Source organism: Pseudomonas edaphica (assembly GCF_965277385.1).
Taxonomy (GTDB): Bacteria; Pseudomonadota; Gammaproteobacteria; order Pseudomonadales; family Pseudomonadaceae; genus Aquipseudomonas; species Aquipseudomonas edaphica.
Genome location: NZ_OZ255725.1, coordinates 5507568 through 5524477 on the forward strand (window position 1 = coordinate 5507568; position 16910 = coordinate 5524477).

The window sequence follows — 16910 nt, forward strand, 5'->3', positions numbered from 1 at the left end:
GCTCCCACACAAGCCAACTGCCACATAGCCCTGACCACATAAGCCAGCCCACACCACGGACGTGCCGCGTTAATAAGAATGTTTTTTGATTGCATCGCCTCAATATGGAATAGTACCCGCCGTTTTCCCCGGCCCGTCCAGCCGGGGTGTTTTAACGCCGAGGTCTTTGTCATGCGAATGCTGCGCTCCATCCCGACCCTTGCCGCCTGCCTCCTGGCGTTGTCTTGCAGCGTATTGAACGCCGCGCCTATCGACCTTAATGACGGCCAGCACGCGGTGCACCTGCCGGATGCGCCCAAGCGCGTGGTGGTGCTGGAGTTTTCCTTTCTCGACAGTCTCGCCGCCGTTGACGTCACGCCGGTCGGCGCTGCGGACGATGGCGATGCCAACCGCGTCTTGCCGCGTGTGCGCCAGGCCATCGGCCAATGGAAGTCGGTGGGCCTGCGTTCGCAACCGAGCATCGAAGAAATCGCCCGGCTCAAGCCGGACTTGATCGTTGCCGACCTCAATCGTCATCAGGCGTTGTACAGCGACTTGACGAGCATCGCGCCGACCTTGTTGCTGCCATCACGTGGAGAAGATTACGAAGGCAGCCTTAAATCCGCCGAACTGATCGGCACGGCCCTGGGCAAAAGCGCGCAGATGCACGCGCGCATCGCCCAGAACCGTGAACACTTGCAGGCCATTGCCAAGCAGATTCCGGCGGGTGCCAGCGTGTTGTTCGGGGTTGCCCGTGAAGACAGTTTTTCCGTACACGGGCCTGACTCCTACGCCGGCAGCGTGCTGCAAGCCATCGGCCTGAAAGTGCCTTTGGTACGTGCCAAGGCTGCGCCGACTGAATTTGTCAGCCTGGAACAATTGCTCGCGCTTGACCCTGGCTGGTTGCTGGTTGGTCACTATCGTCGCCCAAGTATCGTCGACACCTGGAGCAAGCAGCCGTTGTGGCAAGTGCTCGGCGCGGTGCGTAATCATCAGGTGGCCGAGGTCGATGGCGACAGTTGGGCGCGTAACCGAGGTGTATTGGCGTCGGAGCAAATCGCTGAAGACACCCTGGCGATACTCAAGGGCGGCAAAGCCGTATTGAGCCAATAACCGTGCAGCGCAGTTTCGCGGCGGCAGGCATTGTGCTGCTGGGTGCCGTGTTGTTCTGGTACTCGCTGTACAGCTGGTCGCCGTTCACTATCACCGCGACGGATGCCTGGAACGGCCTGATTCACCAGGGCAGCGTGGGCGGCAATATGGCCTATATCGTGGCGCAGCTGCGCGTGCCCCGAGCGTTGTGCGCGGCGTTGGTCGGTGCCTGCCTGGGCCTGGCCGGTGCACTGATGCAAGGCATCACCCGCAACCGCTTGGCATCGCCGTCGTTGTTCGGCGTGACGGCCGGCGCAGCATTGGGCTTGGCCTTGTTTTCCACCGGGTTGGTCGCGCCGCCCTTTGCCGGTGGCGCCCTGTTGATGACCTGCCTGGGTGGCGCGCTGGCCTGGGTCACGGTGTTCAGCCTCGGCGGCGCGTGGTCGCCGACCACCGCGCAAGGTCGGCTGGTGTTGGCCGGTGTGGCGGTTGCGGCGCTGTGCGCGGCCTTGACCCGGCTCACGGTGATTCTGGTCGAGGCCCAGGCCCAAAGCGTGCTGAACTGGCTGGCCGGGTCGCTGGCCAATGTGGGAGCGGCCCAGGTGCAACTGCTCTGGCCGTGCACGCTGATCGGCGGCGTGTGGGCGCTGTGGTGTGCGCCGCGCCTGAACCTGATCAACCTCGGCGAAGACGCCGCGCGCTCGTTGGGCGTCGGTATCGCCAGCCTGCGCTTGCAGGTGTTTGTCGCCAGCTTGCTGCTGGTGGGCGCCAGCGTGTGCGCGGTCGGCCCCATTGGCTTTGTCGGGCTGATCGCGCCCAATATCATTCGCCAGTTTCTCGGTAACGACTACCGCTGGCTGATTCCGCTCAGCGCGGCATTGGGCGCGGTGATCGTGTTGGGCGCCGACTTGCTCAGTCGCGCGGTGGCCTTTCCAGTGGAAACCCCGGCGGGTGTGGTCACTGCTTTGATCGGCGCACCGTTCTTCCTGTTTCTTGCCAGGCGCACCCTATGATTCGGCCACGCTTACGCTTATGGCTGCTGTTGGGCTTGCTGCTGGTGGCACTGCTGGCGAGCCTCAGCGCCGGTACGGTGTGGCTCAAACCTGCCACCGTGCTGGAGCGCCTGCTGGCCCACGACGCCCTCGATTTTGAAGTGTGGAACCACCGCCTGCCACGCAGCCTGATCGCCATTCTGGCTGGCTGCGCCTTCGGCCTGGCCGGTGCGATTGTGCAGGGCGTGATCCGCAACCCGCTGGCCTCGCCGGAAATTCTCGGCGTGACCCAAGGTGCCGGGCTGGCGCTGACCGTGGCGATCATCAGCTGGCCACACCTGCCGATTGCCTGGCTGCCACTGGTGGCCTGCCTGGGCGGCGCCGGTGGGGCGTTGCTGCTGGCGCTGTACAACACCGGCGTGAGTTTTTCCGGGGTGCGTTTTGCGCTGTCGGGGGTGGCGATTGCGGTGACCTTGTCCAGCGTCACCGAGTTTTTGATCCTGTCCCATCCGTTGGATATCAACACGGCGTTGCTCGCGCTGACGGGCAGTTTGTGGAGCCGTAATTGGCACCATGTGGCGCTGGTGCTGCCGTTCCTGCTGTTGATCCCGCTGGGCCTGTGCCTGGCTAAACCCCTGAACCTCATCGCGCTTGGCGATGAGGCCGCCCACAGTTTGGGCACTGCGCTTGGCCGTACCCGCTGGTGGGCGATGGCCTGCGCGGTGGTGCTCACCAGCCTGGGTGTCGGCGTGATCGGGCCGATTGGTTTTATCGGCCTGGTCGCACCGCACATGGCGCGGCGTCTGGTGGGTGGGCATCACCAGTACCTGCTGCCGGCTGCGATGCTGATTGGCGCGTTATTGCTGGTGCTGGCCGACACGCTTGGACGCACGTTGATCGCGCCCAGCGAAATTCCGGCGGGCGTGCTTACGGCGGTGATTGGTGCGCCGTATTTTCTTTGGTTGCTGGCACGGTTCAAGGGTTGATGACATGAGTATTTTGCAGGCCCATCAACTCGACATCGGCTACGGCGCCACGCGCATTGTGCAGGGCCTTTCGTTCGCACCGCCGACAGGTCGCGTCACCGCGCTGATCGGCCCCAACGGCTGCGGCAAATCCACCTTGCTCAAGGCGTTTGCGCGCATCCTCAAGCCGACCCAGGGCGAGTTGACCCTGGATGGCCACGCCTACGCGAGCCTGTCCGCTCGGCAATTGGCGCGACAGATCGCATTTTTACCGCAGGTATTGCCGGTGCCGGAAGGTGTCAGCGTGCGCCAGTTGGTCGCCTATGGCCGCAGCCCGCATAACTCATTGTGGGGGCGCTTGAGTGGCAATGATCAGGCCCAGGTGACCCAAGCCATGCAGCGCCTCGAGCTGGACAGCCTGGGCGACCGCGCGTTGGCGGATTTGTCCGGCGGCCAGCGCCAACGTGCCTGGCTGGCCATGGTGCTGGCGCAAAACGCGCCAGTGGTGCTGCTCGACGAACCCACCACTTACCTCGACATCAGCCATCAGGTGGAACTGCTCGACCTGATGGGCGAACTGGCCGCCGAGGGCAAAACCGTGATCACCGTACTGCACGACATCAACCAGGCCTGCCGCTACGCCGATCACCTGGCGGTGATGCACGCCGGCAAGCTAGTCGCCGATGGCGCCCCCGCCCAGGTGATCAGTGCCGAGCTGATGCGCCAGGTGTTCGACGTGCAAGTGCAGATCCTGCAGGAGCCGGTTGCCGGCACGCCAATGTGCCTGGTGGAAAAAAGCACCCGCACCCACACCTGACCCTGTTCGCTCTCACGCACTAATGCTCGTTCCCACGCTCCGCGTGGGAATGCAGCCCGTGACGCTCCGCGTCACAAGGTTGCAGGGCGGGACGCGGAGCGTCCCATGAGGCATTCCCGCGCGGAGCGTGGGAACGATCAGCAGGAAAACATTATTTATATGAATAAAGTTATTCGATAATAATGAAAGTAGAGAATATTAGCTTATGCCCAAATAGCATTATATTTTTAAAATCCATTCCGTTATGTTTGATCGCAACAGCCTACCCCTGACCTCGGATGGTACCCAGCGTGATTCAGATTCTGCGCGCCATAACCGGGTAAAGACCCCGCGGCAGAATCGTTGGAAGGGAGTTCAACGTATGTTGCCGATTCAAAACCCTCGCTCACTCCACACCTAGTTCCCCATCGCAGCGACACCCTGAAAAACGAGCACCGCGCCCGCCGCGCGACTGCCCGACTTCGCGATTCGGAAAGCCTGGAGTGGTCATGAAGCAAGTTTTACCCCCCACCGCCGCACTCACGCTGGCCCTGTTGGCCGGCACTGCATCCGCCCAGGACGACAGCACCTTGTCCACCGTGGTGGTCACCGGTAACCGTGGCGCCGAGCAGCGCACCGTCACCAGCAGCCCGGTGCCGATCGATGTGGTCAGCGCCAGGCAACTGCAAAGCACCGGCAAGCCCGGCTTGATGGAAGCCTTGAGCGCGGTGATCCCGTCGCTGACCCTGCCGGAAAAAACCGGCTGGGACGCCAGCGGCATTGCCCGTGCGCCCAACCTGCGGGGCTTGAGTGCTGCCGAAGTGCTGGTTCTGGTCAACGGCAAACGTCGCCACACCAGCGCCACGCTGAACATCAATGGCATCAACACCGGCGCGGCGCCGGCTGACCTGGATTTGATCCCCATCAGTGCCATCGACCATGTGGAAGTGCTGCGCGACGGCGCCGCCGCCCAGTACGGCTCGGATGCCATCGCCGGGGTCATCAATGTGATCCTCAAGGCTGATACCAGCGGCACCGCCGTCACCAACGTCGGTCAGGGCTACGACGGTAAGAAGCAAACCGTGCAACAAAGCCTCAACAAGGGTTTTGAAATCGGCAACGGCGGCGTCGTGCAATTGGCCCTGGATGCCCGCAGCCAGAATGACGACAACAAAGCCAGCGCCAACGGCTACACCTATGAGCAAGCCTACAACCAGGCCGGCAGATCGACCTACGGCGGTTACGGCACGCCCAAGACCAATCTGCTGACCCTGGGCTACAACGCCGAGCTGCCGATTGATGACAGCCTGAGCCTGTATTCCTTCACCACCTACTCGCGGCGCAAGGCCGAGCAGGGGCAGAACTACCGCCTGCCGACCATCACCAACACCATCACCACCGGGCCGAATGGCTACCCGGCCGGGTACACGCCGACCTGGTACATCGACGAGGACGATTTCCAGGCCGCGTTCGGCGGCAAAGGCACCGTTGGCGCGTGGGACTGGGATTTGTCCACCACCTACGGGCGCAACGAGGCGGAGCAGGGCACCACCCACAACCAGAACCCGTCGCTGGGCGAGTACACGCCCAACAGCTTCACCTCCGGCACCTGGATTTCCACCGAGCTGACCACCAACCTCGACTTCAAGCGTGGCTTTGATGTCGGCCTGCAAAAACCGTTGGACCTGTCCTACGGCTTCGAACATCGGCGCGACACCTATGAGGTGCAGGCGGGTGACTACGCGTCTTATGCCAATGGCGGCTACTGCGTGGCGCCGGGCAACTGCGCGTCATCCGGGGCGCAGGTCACCAACGGCATTTCGCCGGATGAAGAAAGCAGCGCCTCGCGCAACAGCCTCGCCAGCTATGTCGATGTGGGCTTCAACCCGCTGCCGGACTGGTACATCGGCACCGCCTTTCGCTACGAGCATTACAACGAAGGCGTCGGCGCCACCCGCAGCGGCAAGCTGACCACACGCTACGATTTCACCCCGCAATTTGCCGTGCGCGCCACCGTCAGCAATGGCTTTCGCGCGCCGTCCCTGGCCAATAGCCTGTTCAGTGCGCGCTCCACCACTTATGGCGTGGTCGACGGCGTGTATCAGTCGATCAACTACGGCGTATTGCCGGTGGGTTCGGCGGCGGCCAAGGCCCTCGGCGCCCAAGAGTTGAAGCCCGAGCGCTCGACCAACTTCAGCCTGGGTTTCACCCTTACGCCCACCGACCGCCTGAACTTCACCGCCGACGCCTACGTGATCAACCTGCGCGACCGCATCACCCTGACCGGCACCTTGCTCGGCCCCGAAGTCACCCAGGTACTGCAAAGCAACGGCATCAACTCCACCTCCGGCGGCCAGTACTTTATCAACGGCGCCGACACCCGCACCAAGGGCGTGGATCTGGTCAGCAACTACAACCAGGACCTCGGCCAGTTCGGCGCCTTGAAATGGACCGCCGCATTCAACTGGAACCAGACCAAGATCCTCAACTACAAGGCCTCTACCGACATCCTCGGCACGCCCTATGACCTGATGGACCGCCAGGCCCGTGGCCTGATCACCGATGTGCAGCCCAAGACCAAACTCATCCTCGGCGGCGACTGGAGCATCGACCGCTTCAACCTCAACCTGGCCCTGACCCGCTACGGCGCCTACAAAGAGGTCAATTCCTCGGCCAATCGCGACCTGGACCGGGTTTACAACGCCCGCTGGATCACTGACCTCGACCTTGGCTACAACCTCACCAAAGCCCTCAACATCGCCGTCGGCGCCAAGAACCTGTTCGACCTTTACCCCAAGAAACAAGGCGTGCCGAGCAGCACCATGCTCGCCAGCTACGGCACTTATTCGCCCTACGGTTTTACCGGCGGGTACTACTACACCCGGCTGACTTACGCCTTCTAAGGCCGCAACCCGCGAGGAATAGAACATGCCCATTGTCGCCAAATCCTATGACCTGATCGAAGACGTCAGCCCGGTTCGCCAGCGCCGCGTTGCAACGCCCATCAAGGCCCTGCAAGTGGTTCCCGCCCGCCATCCGTGGCGCTGGGCCGGGTCGATCTTCGCTGCGCTGGTGCTGCTCGCCATCGTGCATTCACTGGCCACCAACCCGCGTTGGGAGTGGGGCGTGTTCGGCCAGTGGTTCTTTTCCGCCTCGGTGCTGCGCGGCCTCGGCCAGACGCTGCTGCTGACGCTGCTCAGTACCGTGTTCAGCATCCTCTTCGGCACTGCATTGGCGCTGGCACGGCTGTCGGGCTCGCCATTGCTGGCGGCGTTGGCCTGGGGCTATATCTGGTTTTTCCGCTCGATGCCGGCGCTGCTGGTGCTGATCATCCTCTACAACTTTGCCTACCTGTATGACCACATCGTGCTCGGCGTACCGTTCACCCGCGTGGTGTTCGCCGAGTGGTCGACCGTGGATGTGCTCAGCCAATTCACCGTGGCGGTGTTGGGCCTGAGCTTGATGCAGGCAGCCTATGCGGCGGAGATCATTCGTGGCGGTTTGATTGGCGTGGATGCCGGCCAGCATGAAGCGGCGGCGGCCCTCGGTTTGCCGGCTTCGCGACGGATTTTTCGCATCATCCTGCCCCAGGCGCTGCGCTCGATTTTGCCGTCGGGTTTCAACGAAATCATCGGCCTGGTCAAGGGCACGTCCATCGTCTACGTGCTGGCCTTGCCGGAGCTGTTCTACACCGTGCAGGTCATCTACAACCGCACCCAGGCGGTGATCCCGCTGCTGGTGGTGGCGACCGTGTGGTACCTGATCATCACCACGGTGCTGACCAGCGCCCAGTACTACGTCGAGCGCCACTTTGCACGTGGTACGGCGCGGGTACTGCCGCCCACACCGCTGCAACGCCTGCGCGGCTGGCTCAAGGAGAAAACCCATGGCTGAAGCACGCGCCGGGCGCATTCAGATCCAGGGCGTGGGCAAGCGCTTTGGCAACCAGCAGGTGTTGAAAGACATCGACCTGACCATCGACCCAGGCAAGGTCACGGTGATTCTCGGGCCGTCCGGCTCGGGCAAATCCACCTTGCTGCGCACCATCAACCACCTGGAAAAAATCGACAGCGGGCACATCACCATCGACGGTGAATACGTCGGCTATCGGCGCAAGGGTGACCTGCTCTACGAATTGAAAGAACGCGAGATTCTCAAGCGCCGCATCGACGTGGGTTTTGTGTTCCAGAACTTCAACCTGTTCCCGCACCTCACTGCCTGGGAAAACATCGCCGAAGCAACGCTGGCGCACAAGCGCTGGAGCAAGGCCGAAGCGCAGGCCAAGGCGGGCGAGTTACTGGCCAAGGTCGGCCTGGCTGACAAACTCGATGCCTACCCGCGCCAGCTCTCCGGTGGCCAGCAACAGCGCGTGGCCATCGCCCGCGCACTGGCGCTGGACCCCAAAGTGCTGCTGTTCGATGAACCCACCTCAGCCCTCGACCCGGAATTGGTGGGCGAAGTACTCGACGTGATCAAAGGCCTGACCCAACTGGGCGTGACCCTGGTGATCGTCACCCACGAAATCGGGTTTGCCCGCGAAGTGGCCGACCACGTGGTGTTCCTGTGTGACGGCCAACTGATCGAAGAAGGCCCGCCCGAACAGATGTTTCGCCAACCCCGACATCCCCGCACCGTGGCCTTTCTGGGCAAGGTGCTTTAGTTCAAGGAGTGACTGCCCATGTTCATCAATACTGCCCGCGTGGCCTTGCTGACGCTTGCCGTCGGTGCTGCGCAAACCGCGTTCGCCGTGCAACAGGTGGATTTCAGCCCAGACCGCGTGCGCATCCATGTGCCGCGCAATGAAGCGGCGATCGCGCAGATCCCGCCGGGCTTCAAGTTCGCCCAGCCCGGCAAATTCACCGTCGCCGTGTCCGGCGTGGCCGGGCCGCCGCTGGCGCTACTGGCCAACGACGACAAGACCACCATCGGCAGCGAAGCCGATACCGCGCAGCTTGTCGCTGATAGTTTAGGCCTGCAACTCAATGTGGTGCAGACCAGTTGGGAGGACTGGCCGCTGGGTGTCAGCTCCGGCAAGTACGACGCGGTGATCAGCAACGTCACCGTGACCGAGGCGCGCAAGAAGCGTTTTGACTTCGCCACCTATCGCCAGGATGTGCTCGGTTTTTACGTCAAGAGCACCAATAAAATCACCGAGATCAAACAGGCCGCCGACATTGCCGGGCTGAAGATCATCGTCGGCTCCGGCACCAACCAGGAAAAGGTCCTGCTGGCGTGGAACGAGGCCAATGAAAAAGCCGGTATCAAGCCTGCGCTCCTGCAATACATCGACGACCAGGCCGCCGCGCAACTGGCGGTGCAGTCCGGTCGCAGCGATGCGCTGTTCGGGCCTAACTCGGTGTATGCCTATTCGGCGGCGGTCACCGGTGGCATCAAGCGGGTGGGCACGGTGAACGGCGGCTGGCCGTTGAAAGCGGATATTGCCGTGACCACCCGCAAGGACAACGGCCTGATCCAGCCGATTCACACTGCCCTGCAAGGCGCGATTGCCGGCGGCCAATACGAACAGGTGCTGCAACGCTGGGGCCTGGACATCGAGCGCGTCGACACCTCGCTGATCAACCCACCGGGCCTGCCGGACTAGGAGCATCGACATGGGACTGACACGCCGTGAAGCGCTGTCGAGCATCGCCGCTGTAGGCGGCGAAAAGGCCGTCAAGGATGCATTGGCGGTATTGGGTTTGGGGCCGTCGTCACATCGCCGCCCGCAACCGCTGAAACTCAACGCGGGCCTGGGGCAGGGCACTCGTGTGCTGGTGCTGGGCGCCGGGATTGCCGGGTTGGTGACGGCCCTGGAACTGAGCCGCGCCGGGTTCAGCGTGCAAGTACTGGAGGCCCGCAACCGCGTGGGCGGGCGCACCTGGACCCTGCGCAATGGCGACCGCGTGGACTACAAGGACGGCCGCACGCAAACCGTAGCGTTTGATAACGGCCTGTATTTCAACGCCGGTCCCGCCAGGATTCCGAGCCAGCACCGCACGCTTCTCGACTATTGCAGCGAGCTGGGTGTGCCGCTGGAAGTGCTGGTCAACAGCAGCCACGGCGCCCAGGTGCGGCCCGACCTGCAACAGCCGGCGTTCACCGTCGGCCAGGCGATCAATGACACGCGCGGGCATTTGTCCGGCTTGCTGGCCAAAGCCGTGCAGCGCGATGCCCTCGATGATGTGTTGAGCAGTGAAGAGCGCACGCGCTTGCTGGCGTTTTTGCAGGTGTATGGCGATCTGTCGCAGGAACTGGCCTTTGAAGGCAGCTTGCGCTCCGGTCACCTGGAGTCGCCTGCCCACCCCGGCGCGCTGCCCGCCAGCCGCAGCCCGCTGGCGCTGGACCGGCTGCTGCATCCGGAGTTGTGGGGCGCGTTATTGCACACCGAATTCCCGGAATTTTCCGCCACCATGTTCCAACCTGTCGGCGGCATGGACCGCATCACCGACGCCTTCTACCAGCGCGTGCGCGAGCACGTGCAACTCGGCGCCCAGGTGCGGCAGATCCGCCAGCTTGAAGACGGCGTGGCGGTGACCTACCACGACCAGCTCAGCGGCCGCGAACAGGTGGTGCGCGCCGATTACCTGGTCTCGACCTTGCCGTTGCCACTGTTGGCCAAACTCGACACCGACTTCAGCGACCCGGTCAAAGCCGCCTTGCTCAGTACCCGCAGTGATCAGGCGACCAAAGTGGCGTGGCAATCGCCGCGCTTCTGGGAAACCGACTACCGCACCTACGGCGGCCTGTCGTGGATCGAACACCCGGCGCGCCTGCTGTGGTACCCCAGCAACGACCTCAACACCCGTGACGGTTTGCTGGTGGCCGGTTATGTGACCGGGGAGGGCGCCGACGTATTTGGTGCCAAGCCATTCGACCAACAGTACGCCACGTCCAAAGAAGCCGTGGAACTGCTGCATCCGGGTTATTCAAAACACCTGCGCCACCCGCTGGCGGTGTCCTGGGAACAGATCCCCTACAGCGAAGGCCCATGGCTGCAACGCGAACACTTCCCGGCCGATGCCAGTGCCTTGCTGGAGCAGGCCCACGGCCGCGTGTACTTCGCCGGCGACGGCCTGGTGCAAAGCGGTGTGGGCATCTGGCAGGAGTCGGCAGCCAACTCGGCACGGCATGTGGTCGCGCAGCTGGCCGAGCGCGTTACCCAACAACAACAGATTGCGGCACTCGCCGCCTCCTGAGGAGCATCACCATGAGCGACAGCATTCAACGCACCAGCGTCGGCGATTTTCCCATCTCGCAAACCGTCACCGTACCGGCCTCCGCCAGCCTGATTTTCGTCAGCGGCACCTTGCCCGACCTGGCCGACCCGAATGTGCCCGGGGTTTACGGCAACACCGAAGTGCAGACGGTGTCGGTGTTCAACAAACTGCGCAAGATCCTCCAGCAGCAAGACCTGGACCTGGGCGACATCGTGCAATTGCGCGTGTTTTTGGTGGGTGCCGAAGAGACCGACGGCAAGCTCGACTTTGCCGGGTTGCAGCGTGGTTACACGCAGTTCTTCGCCACGCCCGAGCAGCCGAACAAGCCTGCGCGCACGGCGTTGCAGGTGGTGGCATTGCCGTTGCCAGGGGCGCTGGTGGAAGTGGAGGCGATTGCGGCCAGAACGGCCTGACTCTATTGAATGCGCTGTTGTGGCAAGCAGGCTTGTTGTGGATAGCTTGCTTGCTGTGGCTTGTTGTGGCGAGCAGGCTTGCCCTGCGTTGGGGCGCGCAGCGGCCCTGAAACCAGGCGCTGAGTTCCTTCAGGAGAATCCCGGTGCCTTTACTGGGGCTGCTGCGCAGCCCAACGCAGGGCAAGCCTGCTCGCCACAACAAGCCTGCTTGTCACAATAAGCCTCTAGCCACAACAAGCTGCTCACCACCATTGGTGGCAGGCCCGTGAACAGATCATCGGATTGTCAGTAACCGCATGTCACCTTTTTGTCGCTTGCAGTCTCTACTTTGTCTTGAGCGTTTTTATCTCAAGCACCCCAGGGATTGATTAGTGCCATGCCAACTCTCACCCGCCGCACCCTGCTGAAGGCCGCCGCCATCGGCTCCGCCTACACCCTGCTACCCGACTCCATCCGCCAGGCGCTGGCGATCCCCGCCAACAACCGTACTGGCACGATCATGGACGTCGAACACGTAGTCATCCTGATGCAGGAAAACCGCGCGTTCGACCACTACTTCGGCACCTTGCCCGGCGTACGTGGTTTCAGCGACCGCTTCACCATTCCGCTGCCGGGCGGCCGCAAAGTCTGGGAGCAACAGGGCAAGGGACGGCGCGTATTGCCTTATCATTTGGACAGTTCACGCGGCAATGCCCAGCGTGTCGACGGCACGCCACATTCCTGGGTTGACGAACACGCCGCCTGGGGCAGCGGCCGCATGAATGCCTGGCCAACCTACAAGACCAACACGTCAATGGGCTATTACCGCGAGCAGGAATTGCCGTTCCAGTTTGCGTTGGCCAACACCTTTACCCTGTGCGATGCCTACCACTGTTCGGTGCACGCCGGCACCAACCCGAACCGGCTGTTCCATTGGACCGGCACCAACGGCCCGACCGGCGCCAATGTGGCTGCGGTGGTCAATGAATGGGACGGCCCTGGCGCAGTGAGCGTGGGTTACACCTGGAAAACCTACCCTGAGCGCCTGGAAGAGGCGGGCGTGAGTTGGAAGGTCTACCAGTTCTTGCCGGATAACTTTGGCGACAACCCGCTGGCTGGTTTTCGCCAGTACCGCGCCGCCAGCGTTGCGGCCGGCAACCCGGCGGAACCACCGAAAGACTTCAAGGCCTTTGTGCCCTACAGCGATCAACTCAACACCCGTGTGCCGTTGTACAAAGGCAACGGCAACACGCTGCCATCGGCAAACGGCAGTGACCTGGAAGCGATCATCCAGGGCTTTCGCGATGACATAAAAAACGGCCGCTTGCCTCAGGTGAGCTGGCTGGTCGCCCCGGCCAATTACTCCGAACATCCTGGGCCTTCCAGCCCGGTGCAGGGTGGCTGGTTCACCCAGGAGATTCTCAAGTCGCTGACTGAAAACCCGCAGGTTTGGAGCAAGACTGTATTGCTGGTCAACTACGATGAAAACGACGGTTTCTTCGACCACGTCCCTTCACCGTCAGCCCCGTCCAAGCGTGCCGATGGCAGCTTTGCCGGTAAATCCACGGTCAAGTTCGACAGCGAAATCTTCACGCACCCGGCGCCGCCCGGCACCACGCAACAGCCTGCGCCTGACGGTGGTGTTTACGGCCCTGGCCCACGGGTGCCGATGCTGGTGCTGTCGCCCTGGAGCCGCGGCGGTTGGGTCAACTCCCAGGCGTTCGATCACACCTCGGTGCTGCAATTTCTGGAGAAGCGCTTCCAGGTGCGCGAGCCCAATATCAGCGCCTGGCGCCGCGCCGTATGCGGCGACCTCACCTCGGCGTTCAACTTCGTCAACCCCAACACCGAGTTGTTGCCGCCACTGCATGAAACCACCCGCCGGGCGGCGGACTTGCTGCGCCAGCGCCAGGAACAACTGGCCCAGGTTGTGGTGCCTGCTGAAGGTCGGCAACAGGCGCCGCATCAGGCGCGCATGGCTCGGCCATCCCGTGCGTTGCCATACCAGTTGAACGTCGAAGGTGACGTTGATCGTCGCGCCGGTGAGCTGACGTTGAACTTCTTCAACCATGGCGAACAGGGCGCGGTCTTCCACGTCTACGACCGACTGCACCTGGAAGACATCCCACGGCGCTACACCGTTGGCGCCGAACAGCACCTCAGTGATACCTGGCCAGTGGCTGGCGGCTATGACCTGTGGCTATTGGGGCCGAACGGCTTTCACCGGTCATTCAAGGGTGATCTGCAACGCCGCGAACCGCAACTGTCAGTGGCTTACCAGGGGGACAGCGTTCAACTGACGGTGATCAACCCCAGCAAGCATCCAGCCTCGGTGACGATCAAGCGCTGCCCTTACACCCATCAAGGCCCATGGCTGCTGGAGATTGCTGGCCACAGCTCGCAGCAACGCACATTCTCCCGTCAGCCGAGCGGTGGCTGGTATGACTTCACCGTGCGTAATGAGCATGGCTGGGTGCGCCGGGTGGCGGGGCGGGTTGAGACGGGGGCGCACAGCATCAGTGACCCGTTGATGGGCAAGCCGGTGTAGCAAACCCTGAGGCGGCGGATAGCGTTGAACCGATCCGCTGCCTTTGCCGGGAGTTAGTATTTTGAGAAATATCCTACGTTCATAAAGGATTAAACATCCGCGCTTTTTCCGGGCAGTTTTAGACAATCGTTGGGTCCACCACCCACGAGCCCACGCCAATGACGAGCCAGCCTTTACGCGTCCTGATCCTTGAGGAACAAGCCTTTCAGCGCGCCGTCGTCGTGAGCCAGTTCAAACGGTTGGGGCATGCGGTGATCGAGGCGACGCATGCCATTGAAGCCTTGGCCCTCCTGGAAAGCGTTCACGGGGTGGATGTCGTACTGTGCGACTTGTCCATGTCCGGCATGGATGGGCTGGAGTTTTTGCAACATGCCGCGCAACGAGGGTGGCTGCATGGCGTGATTGTCAGCGGCCATCAGCCGACCGGGATCAGCCAAGCCCTGCAACAGTTCACCAGCCTGCTCGGCGTGTGTTTGCTTGGCCATGTCGAAAAGCTGGCGACCCTCAATCAGCTCGAAGAGGTATTGCATCGTCATCAGCCTGTTGGGGGGATCGTGCCTGCGGTTTCACCGGCGTTGCCATTGTTTACTCAATCGCAAGTGTGCGACGCATTAGCGGCCGGCCAGCTGCACGCGTACTACCAACCCAAATTCAGCCTGTGGACCAACGAGATGATCGGCGTGGAAGTGTTGAGCCGCTGGCAGCACCCGCTTTACGGTCTGTTACCGGCAATGGCCTTCATGCCGGTGCTGGAGCGTTGCGGGCTGCTCGACCCATTGTTGTTTGCGCAGATGCACCAGGCCTTGACCCTGCAACAACACGTCAGGGCAAGCGGCATGACCTTGAACCTGGCGTTCAATCTGCACGCTCAGCAGCTGGCTCAGGGCGGGTTAAGTTTGAAGATCAAAGACGTCATGGCGCCGTTCAAGGCACCGCGCTCCAGCGTGACTTTCGAGCTGACCGAAAGCGGCATGCTGGAAGCCTCGGCGAGCAGCCTGGCGTGCCTGATGCGTTTGCGCATGCTCGGTTGCAACCTGTCTCTGGATGACTTCGGCGCCGGGTTTTCATCCTTGCAACGCCTGTGTCAGCTGCCGTTCAACGAGATCAAGCTGGATGCCGAGTTTGTGCGCGGCATGACCACCGACCGACGTTGCCGCGCGGTGATCCACAGCACCCTGGCGCTGGGCGACAGCCTGGGCATGAGCGTGGTGGTGGAAGGCATCGAAACCCAGGAGCAGCAGCGGCAATTGCTGGCGATGGGCTGCAGGGTGGGCCAGGGGTATGTGTATGCGCCGGCGATGAGTGGCGAGCAGTTGTTGTGGCGGTTGCAGAACGTGGCTTGATGGGCGTTGAGCGAATACAGGTGGCAGGGCGCTCACCACCATTTCCAGCGGCCCTGTTTTTTCAGGGTGGCGATGATGTCTTCGCGCTTGAGGCGGATTTCGACCATCTTGTGGCGCAGTTCGCGGCAGCGGTTGCTGTTGAGGATCAGCAGGCCGGTCAGTGGGCCGATGAGGGTCATGGAGTAGAGGTGGACGTTGGGGCGGTACGCGATGGCGGGAAGTGATACCAGCAGACATATGAGGTATATCGCGACGTTTAGCCAGACCCAGTGTATGCGGCCGTACAGCACTTGGTATTTGGCAACGGCATATACAGCGCCAAGCCCGGTCGCGCTGAAAAAAAATGTCTTGGCCGCAAAGCTTATGGGGTATGACGAAAGGTAAGTGAGCATTGTCAGGGTAGCCGTCAATGCTATCGAGGCGCATGCGACGAGAAGGTCGGCACTGATTACCGGCGTGTACCGTTTGATGATTTCCCAAGGGTTTTCAATGAAAACAGCTGAGTAATACGCGTTTTTTTCTTCGCCCTTTTCGCTCACGGGTTGACCTCCTCGTAGACGCCGACTGCCAACGTCTTGAGATTTCTGTTGGTTGCACTGCTGGTAAAGCTGAGCGATGCAGCCAATGCATCCATGATGTGGGTAGCGGTTGCATGCTGCATTGCCGCAGCGCTGATACGTTTGGAAAGTTTACCGTTAGCTTTTTCCAACTTAAGCAGTCTGCTCGTTAACCTTGGGTCACGGATCTTGAGCAACTCATTATTCAACTTTGCCCGCTCTTGCCGAGTCAGGCCTTTGAGCACCTGGCGAATGGATTTCCCTGTTACCTGGGTAGTTGTAATGATGGCTTTCACGGTGACCAACATCGAAGTTGCAACGCCCAGTAGCGCTACACCATCCAGTACTGCCGTCGCGTCTTGAAACCAGGGTTCGCTATCTAAATAGTCATTAAACTCGGGGAATGCAGCTTCTGACGCAATTCGCAGAGCGCCGGCGATACACTGAACCGTACCCGCTGCCGCTGCAGCCTGGCCGATAACCGTGATCACCGCACTCGTCCCCGCCGTAAATGGCATCAATATCACACCACTCGTAACCACAGCCCAACTCAACAACGCCCCCGCACAAGTGATCGTCGTGTTTAGTGCCTCAGCCACCAAACGGGACTCGCGAGGCTCATGCTCCAACATCCGCTTGAACTCCACCGGCCCCACATACTTGGGCGCCTCACGCAGCACGACCTTGATCGGCCGCACACTGCAAATCGCCTGAAACTCGCGCAGTACCACCACGTTAAACATGCCATCGATATACACCACGCCCGCGCCAATCAGTGCCGGGTCGCTATCGATGGTGAAGAACAACTTGCGCAGATCAATACTGCTTTCAATCCGCTGACGTGTGGTGCGGTGGGCTGAAGGGAATCCATCTTTGAGCAGGGAAGCCGTCATCCTTAACTCCTGTTTTTGCGGGAGTCGAGAGCGTAAAGATGAGGAGGTGGCGCTGAATGTCGGAAGGTTCGCCATTTAACGTCGGGTGCATCTCTAACTGCCTTCTGCGTCTTGCGCGCACCGCTGCGGCTGAGGA

General features: G+C 61.7%; 14 protein-coding genes. 12 read left to right on the forward strand and 2 right to left on the reverse strand.

Annotated features, from left to right (window positions below):
• Positions 1-177 precede the first annotated feature (177 nt).
• The 12 genes from ACQY47_RS25155 to ACQY47_RS25210 all read left to right on the forward strand — a co-directional run bounded on the left by ACQY47_RS25155 (position 178) and on the right by ACQY47_RS25210 (position 15324).
• The gene (locus ACQY47_RS25155; RefSeq protein WP_428557388.1) at positions 178-1092 is read left to right on the forward strand and encodes a Fe(3+) dicitrate ABC transporter substrate-binding protein FecB; all 915 of its coding nucleotides are present in this window, start codon (positions 178-180) and stop codon (positions 1090-1092) included.
• A 2-nt stretch (positions 1093-1094) separates the two neighbouring features.
• Complete coding sequence (fecC, locus tag ACQY47_RS25160; protein ID WP_428552823.1) at positions 1095-2084, forward strand: iron-dicitrate ABC transporter permease FecC; 990 nt, start codon at positions 1095-1097, stop codon at positions 2082-2084.
• Positions 2081-3049, forward strand: coding sequence for an iron chelate uptake ABC transporter family permease subunit (locus ACQY47_RS25165; protein ID WP_138450896.1), 969 nt, complete (start codon positions 2081-2083; stop codon positions 3047-3049). The genes fecC and ACQY47_RS25165 overlap by 4 nt, the downstream gene beginning before the upstream one ends.
• Before the next feature lie 4 nt (positions 3050-3053).
• Complete coding sequence (gene fecE, locus ACQY47_RS25170; RefSeq protein ID WP_236458917.1) at positions 3054-3845, forward strand: Fe(3+) dicitrate ABC transporter ATP-binding protein FecE; 792 nt, start codon at positions 3054-3056, stop codon at positions 3843-3845.
• A gap of 488 nt (positions 3846-4333) precedes the next feature.
• Entirely contained in the window at positions 4334-6727 is a 2394-nt protein-coding gene (locus tag ACQY47_RS25175; RefSeq protein ID WP_138450892.1) for a TonB-dependent receptor plug domain-containing protein, read from the forward strand.
• A gap of 25 nt (positions 6728-6752) precedes the next feature.
• A complete protein-coding gene (locus ACQY47_RS25180; RefSeq protein WP_017138707.1) occupies positions 6753-7718 on the forward strand; it encodes an amino acid ABC transporter permease in 966 nt (321 codons plus the stop codon).
• Entirely contained in the window at positions 7711-8484 is a 774-nt protein-coding gene (locus ACQY47_RS25185) for an amino acid ABC transporter ATP-binding protein (RefSeq protein ID WP_428552829.1), read from the forward strand. The genes ACQY47_RS25180 and ACQY47_RS25185 overlap by 8 nt, the downstream gene beginning before the upstream one ends.
• A gap of 18 nt (positions 8485-8502) precedes the next feature.
• Entirely contained in the window at positions 8503-9426 is a 924-nt protein-coding gene (locus ACQY47_RS25190; protein WP_099549947.1) for an ABC transporter substrate-binding protein, read from the forward strand.
• Between the two features lie 10 nt (positions 9427-9436).
• On the forward strand, positions 9437-11020 hold the full coding sequence (locus ACQY47_RS25195; RefSeq protein WP_428552832.1) for a flavin monoamine oxidase family protein: 1584 nt from the start codon (positions 9437-9439) through the stop codon (positions 11018-11020).
• Positions 11021-11031: 11 nt separating this feature from the next.
• Entirely contained in the window at positions 11032-11454 is a 423-nt protein-coding gene (locus ACQY47_RS25200) for a RidA family protein (protein WP_017138711.1), read from the forward strand.
• Positions 11455-11830: 376 nt separating this feature from the next.
• Positions 11831-13981 carry a phosphocholine-specific phospholipase C gene (locus ACQY47_RS25205; protein WP_428552835.1) on the forward strand — a complete coding sequence of 717 codons (2151 nt, stop codon included), beginning with the start codon at positions 11831-11833 and terminating at the stop codon, positions 13979-13981.
• A 158-nt stretch (positions 13982-14139) separates the two neighbouring features.
• Positions 14140-15324 (forward strand): EAL domain-containing response regulator, encoded by a 1185-nt coding sequence (locus ACQY47_RS25210; protein WP_428552838.1) that lies wholly within the window; start codon positions 14140-14142, stop codon positions 15322-15324.
• Between the two features lie 32 nt (positions 15325-15356).
• On the opposite strand, the gene ACQY47_RS25215 is transcribed toward ACQY47_RS25210, so the two are convergent.
• Positions 15357-15863 (reverse strand): hypothetical protein, encoded by a 507-nt coding sequence (locus tag ACQY47_RS25215; protein WP_428552841.1) that lies wholly within the window; start codon positions 15861-15863, stop codon positions 15357-15359.
• The gene (locus ACQY47_RS25220) at positions 15860-16774 is read right to left on the reverse strand and encodes an NAD synthetase (protein ID WP_428552844.1); all 915 of its coding nucleotides are present in this window, start codon (positions 16772-16774) and stop codon (positions 15860-15862) included. Before ACQY47_RS25220 ends, ACQY47_RS25215 begins: the two co-directional genes overlap by 4 nt.
• Positions 16775-16910: the final 136 nt, after the last annotated feature.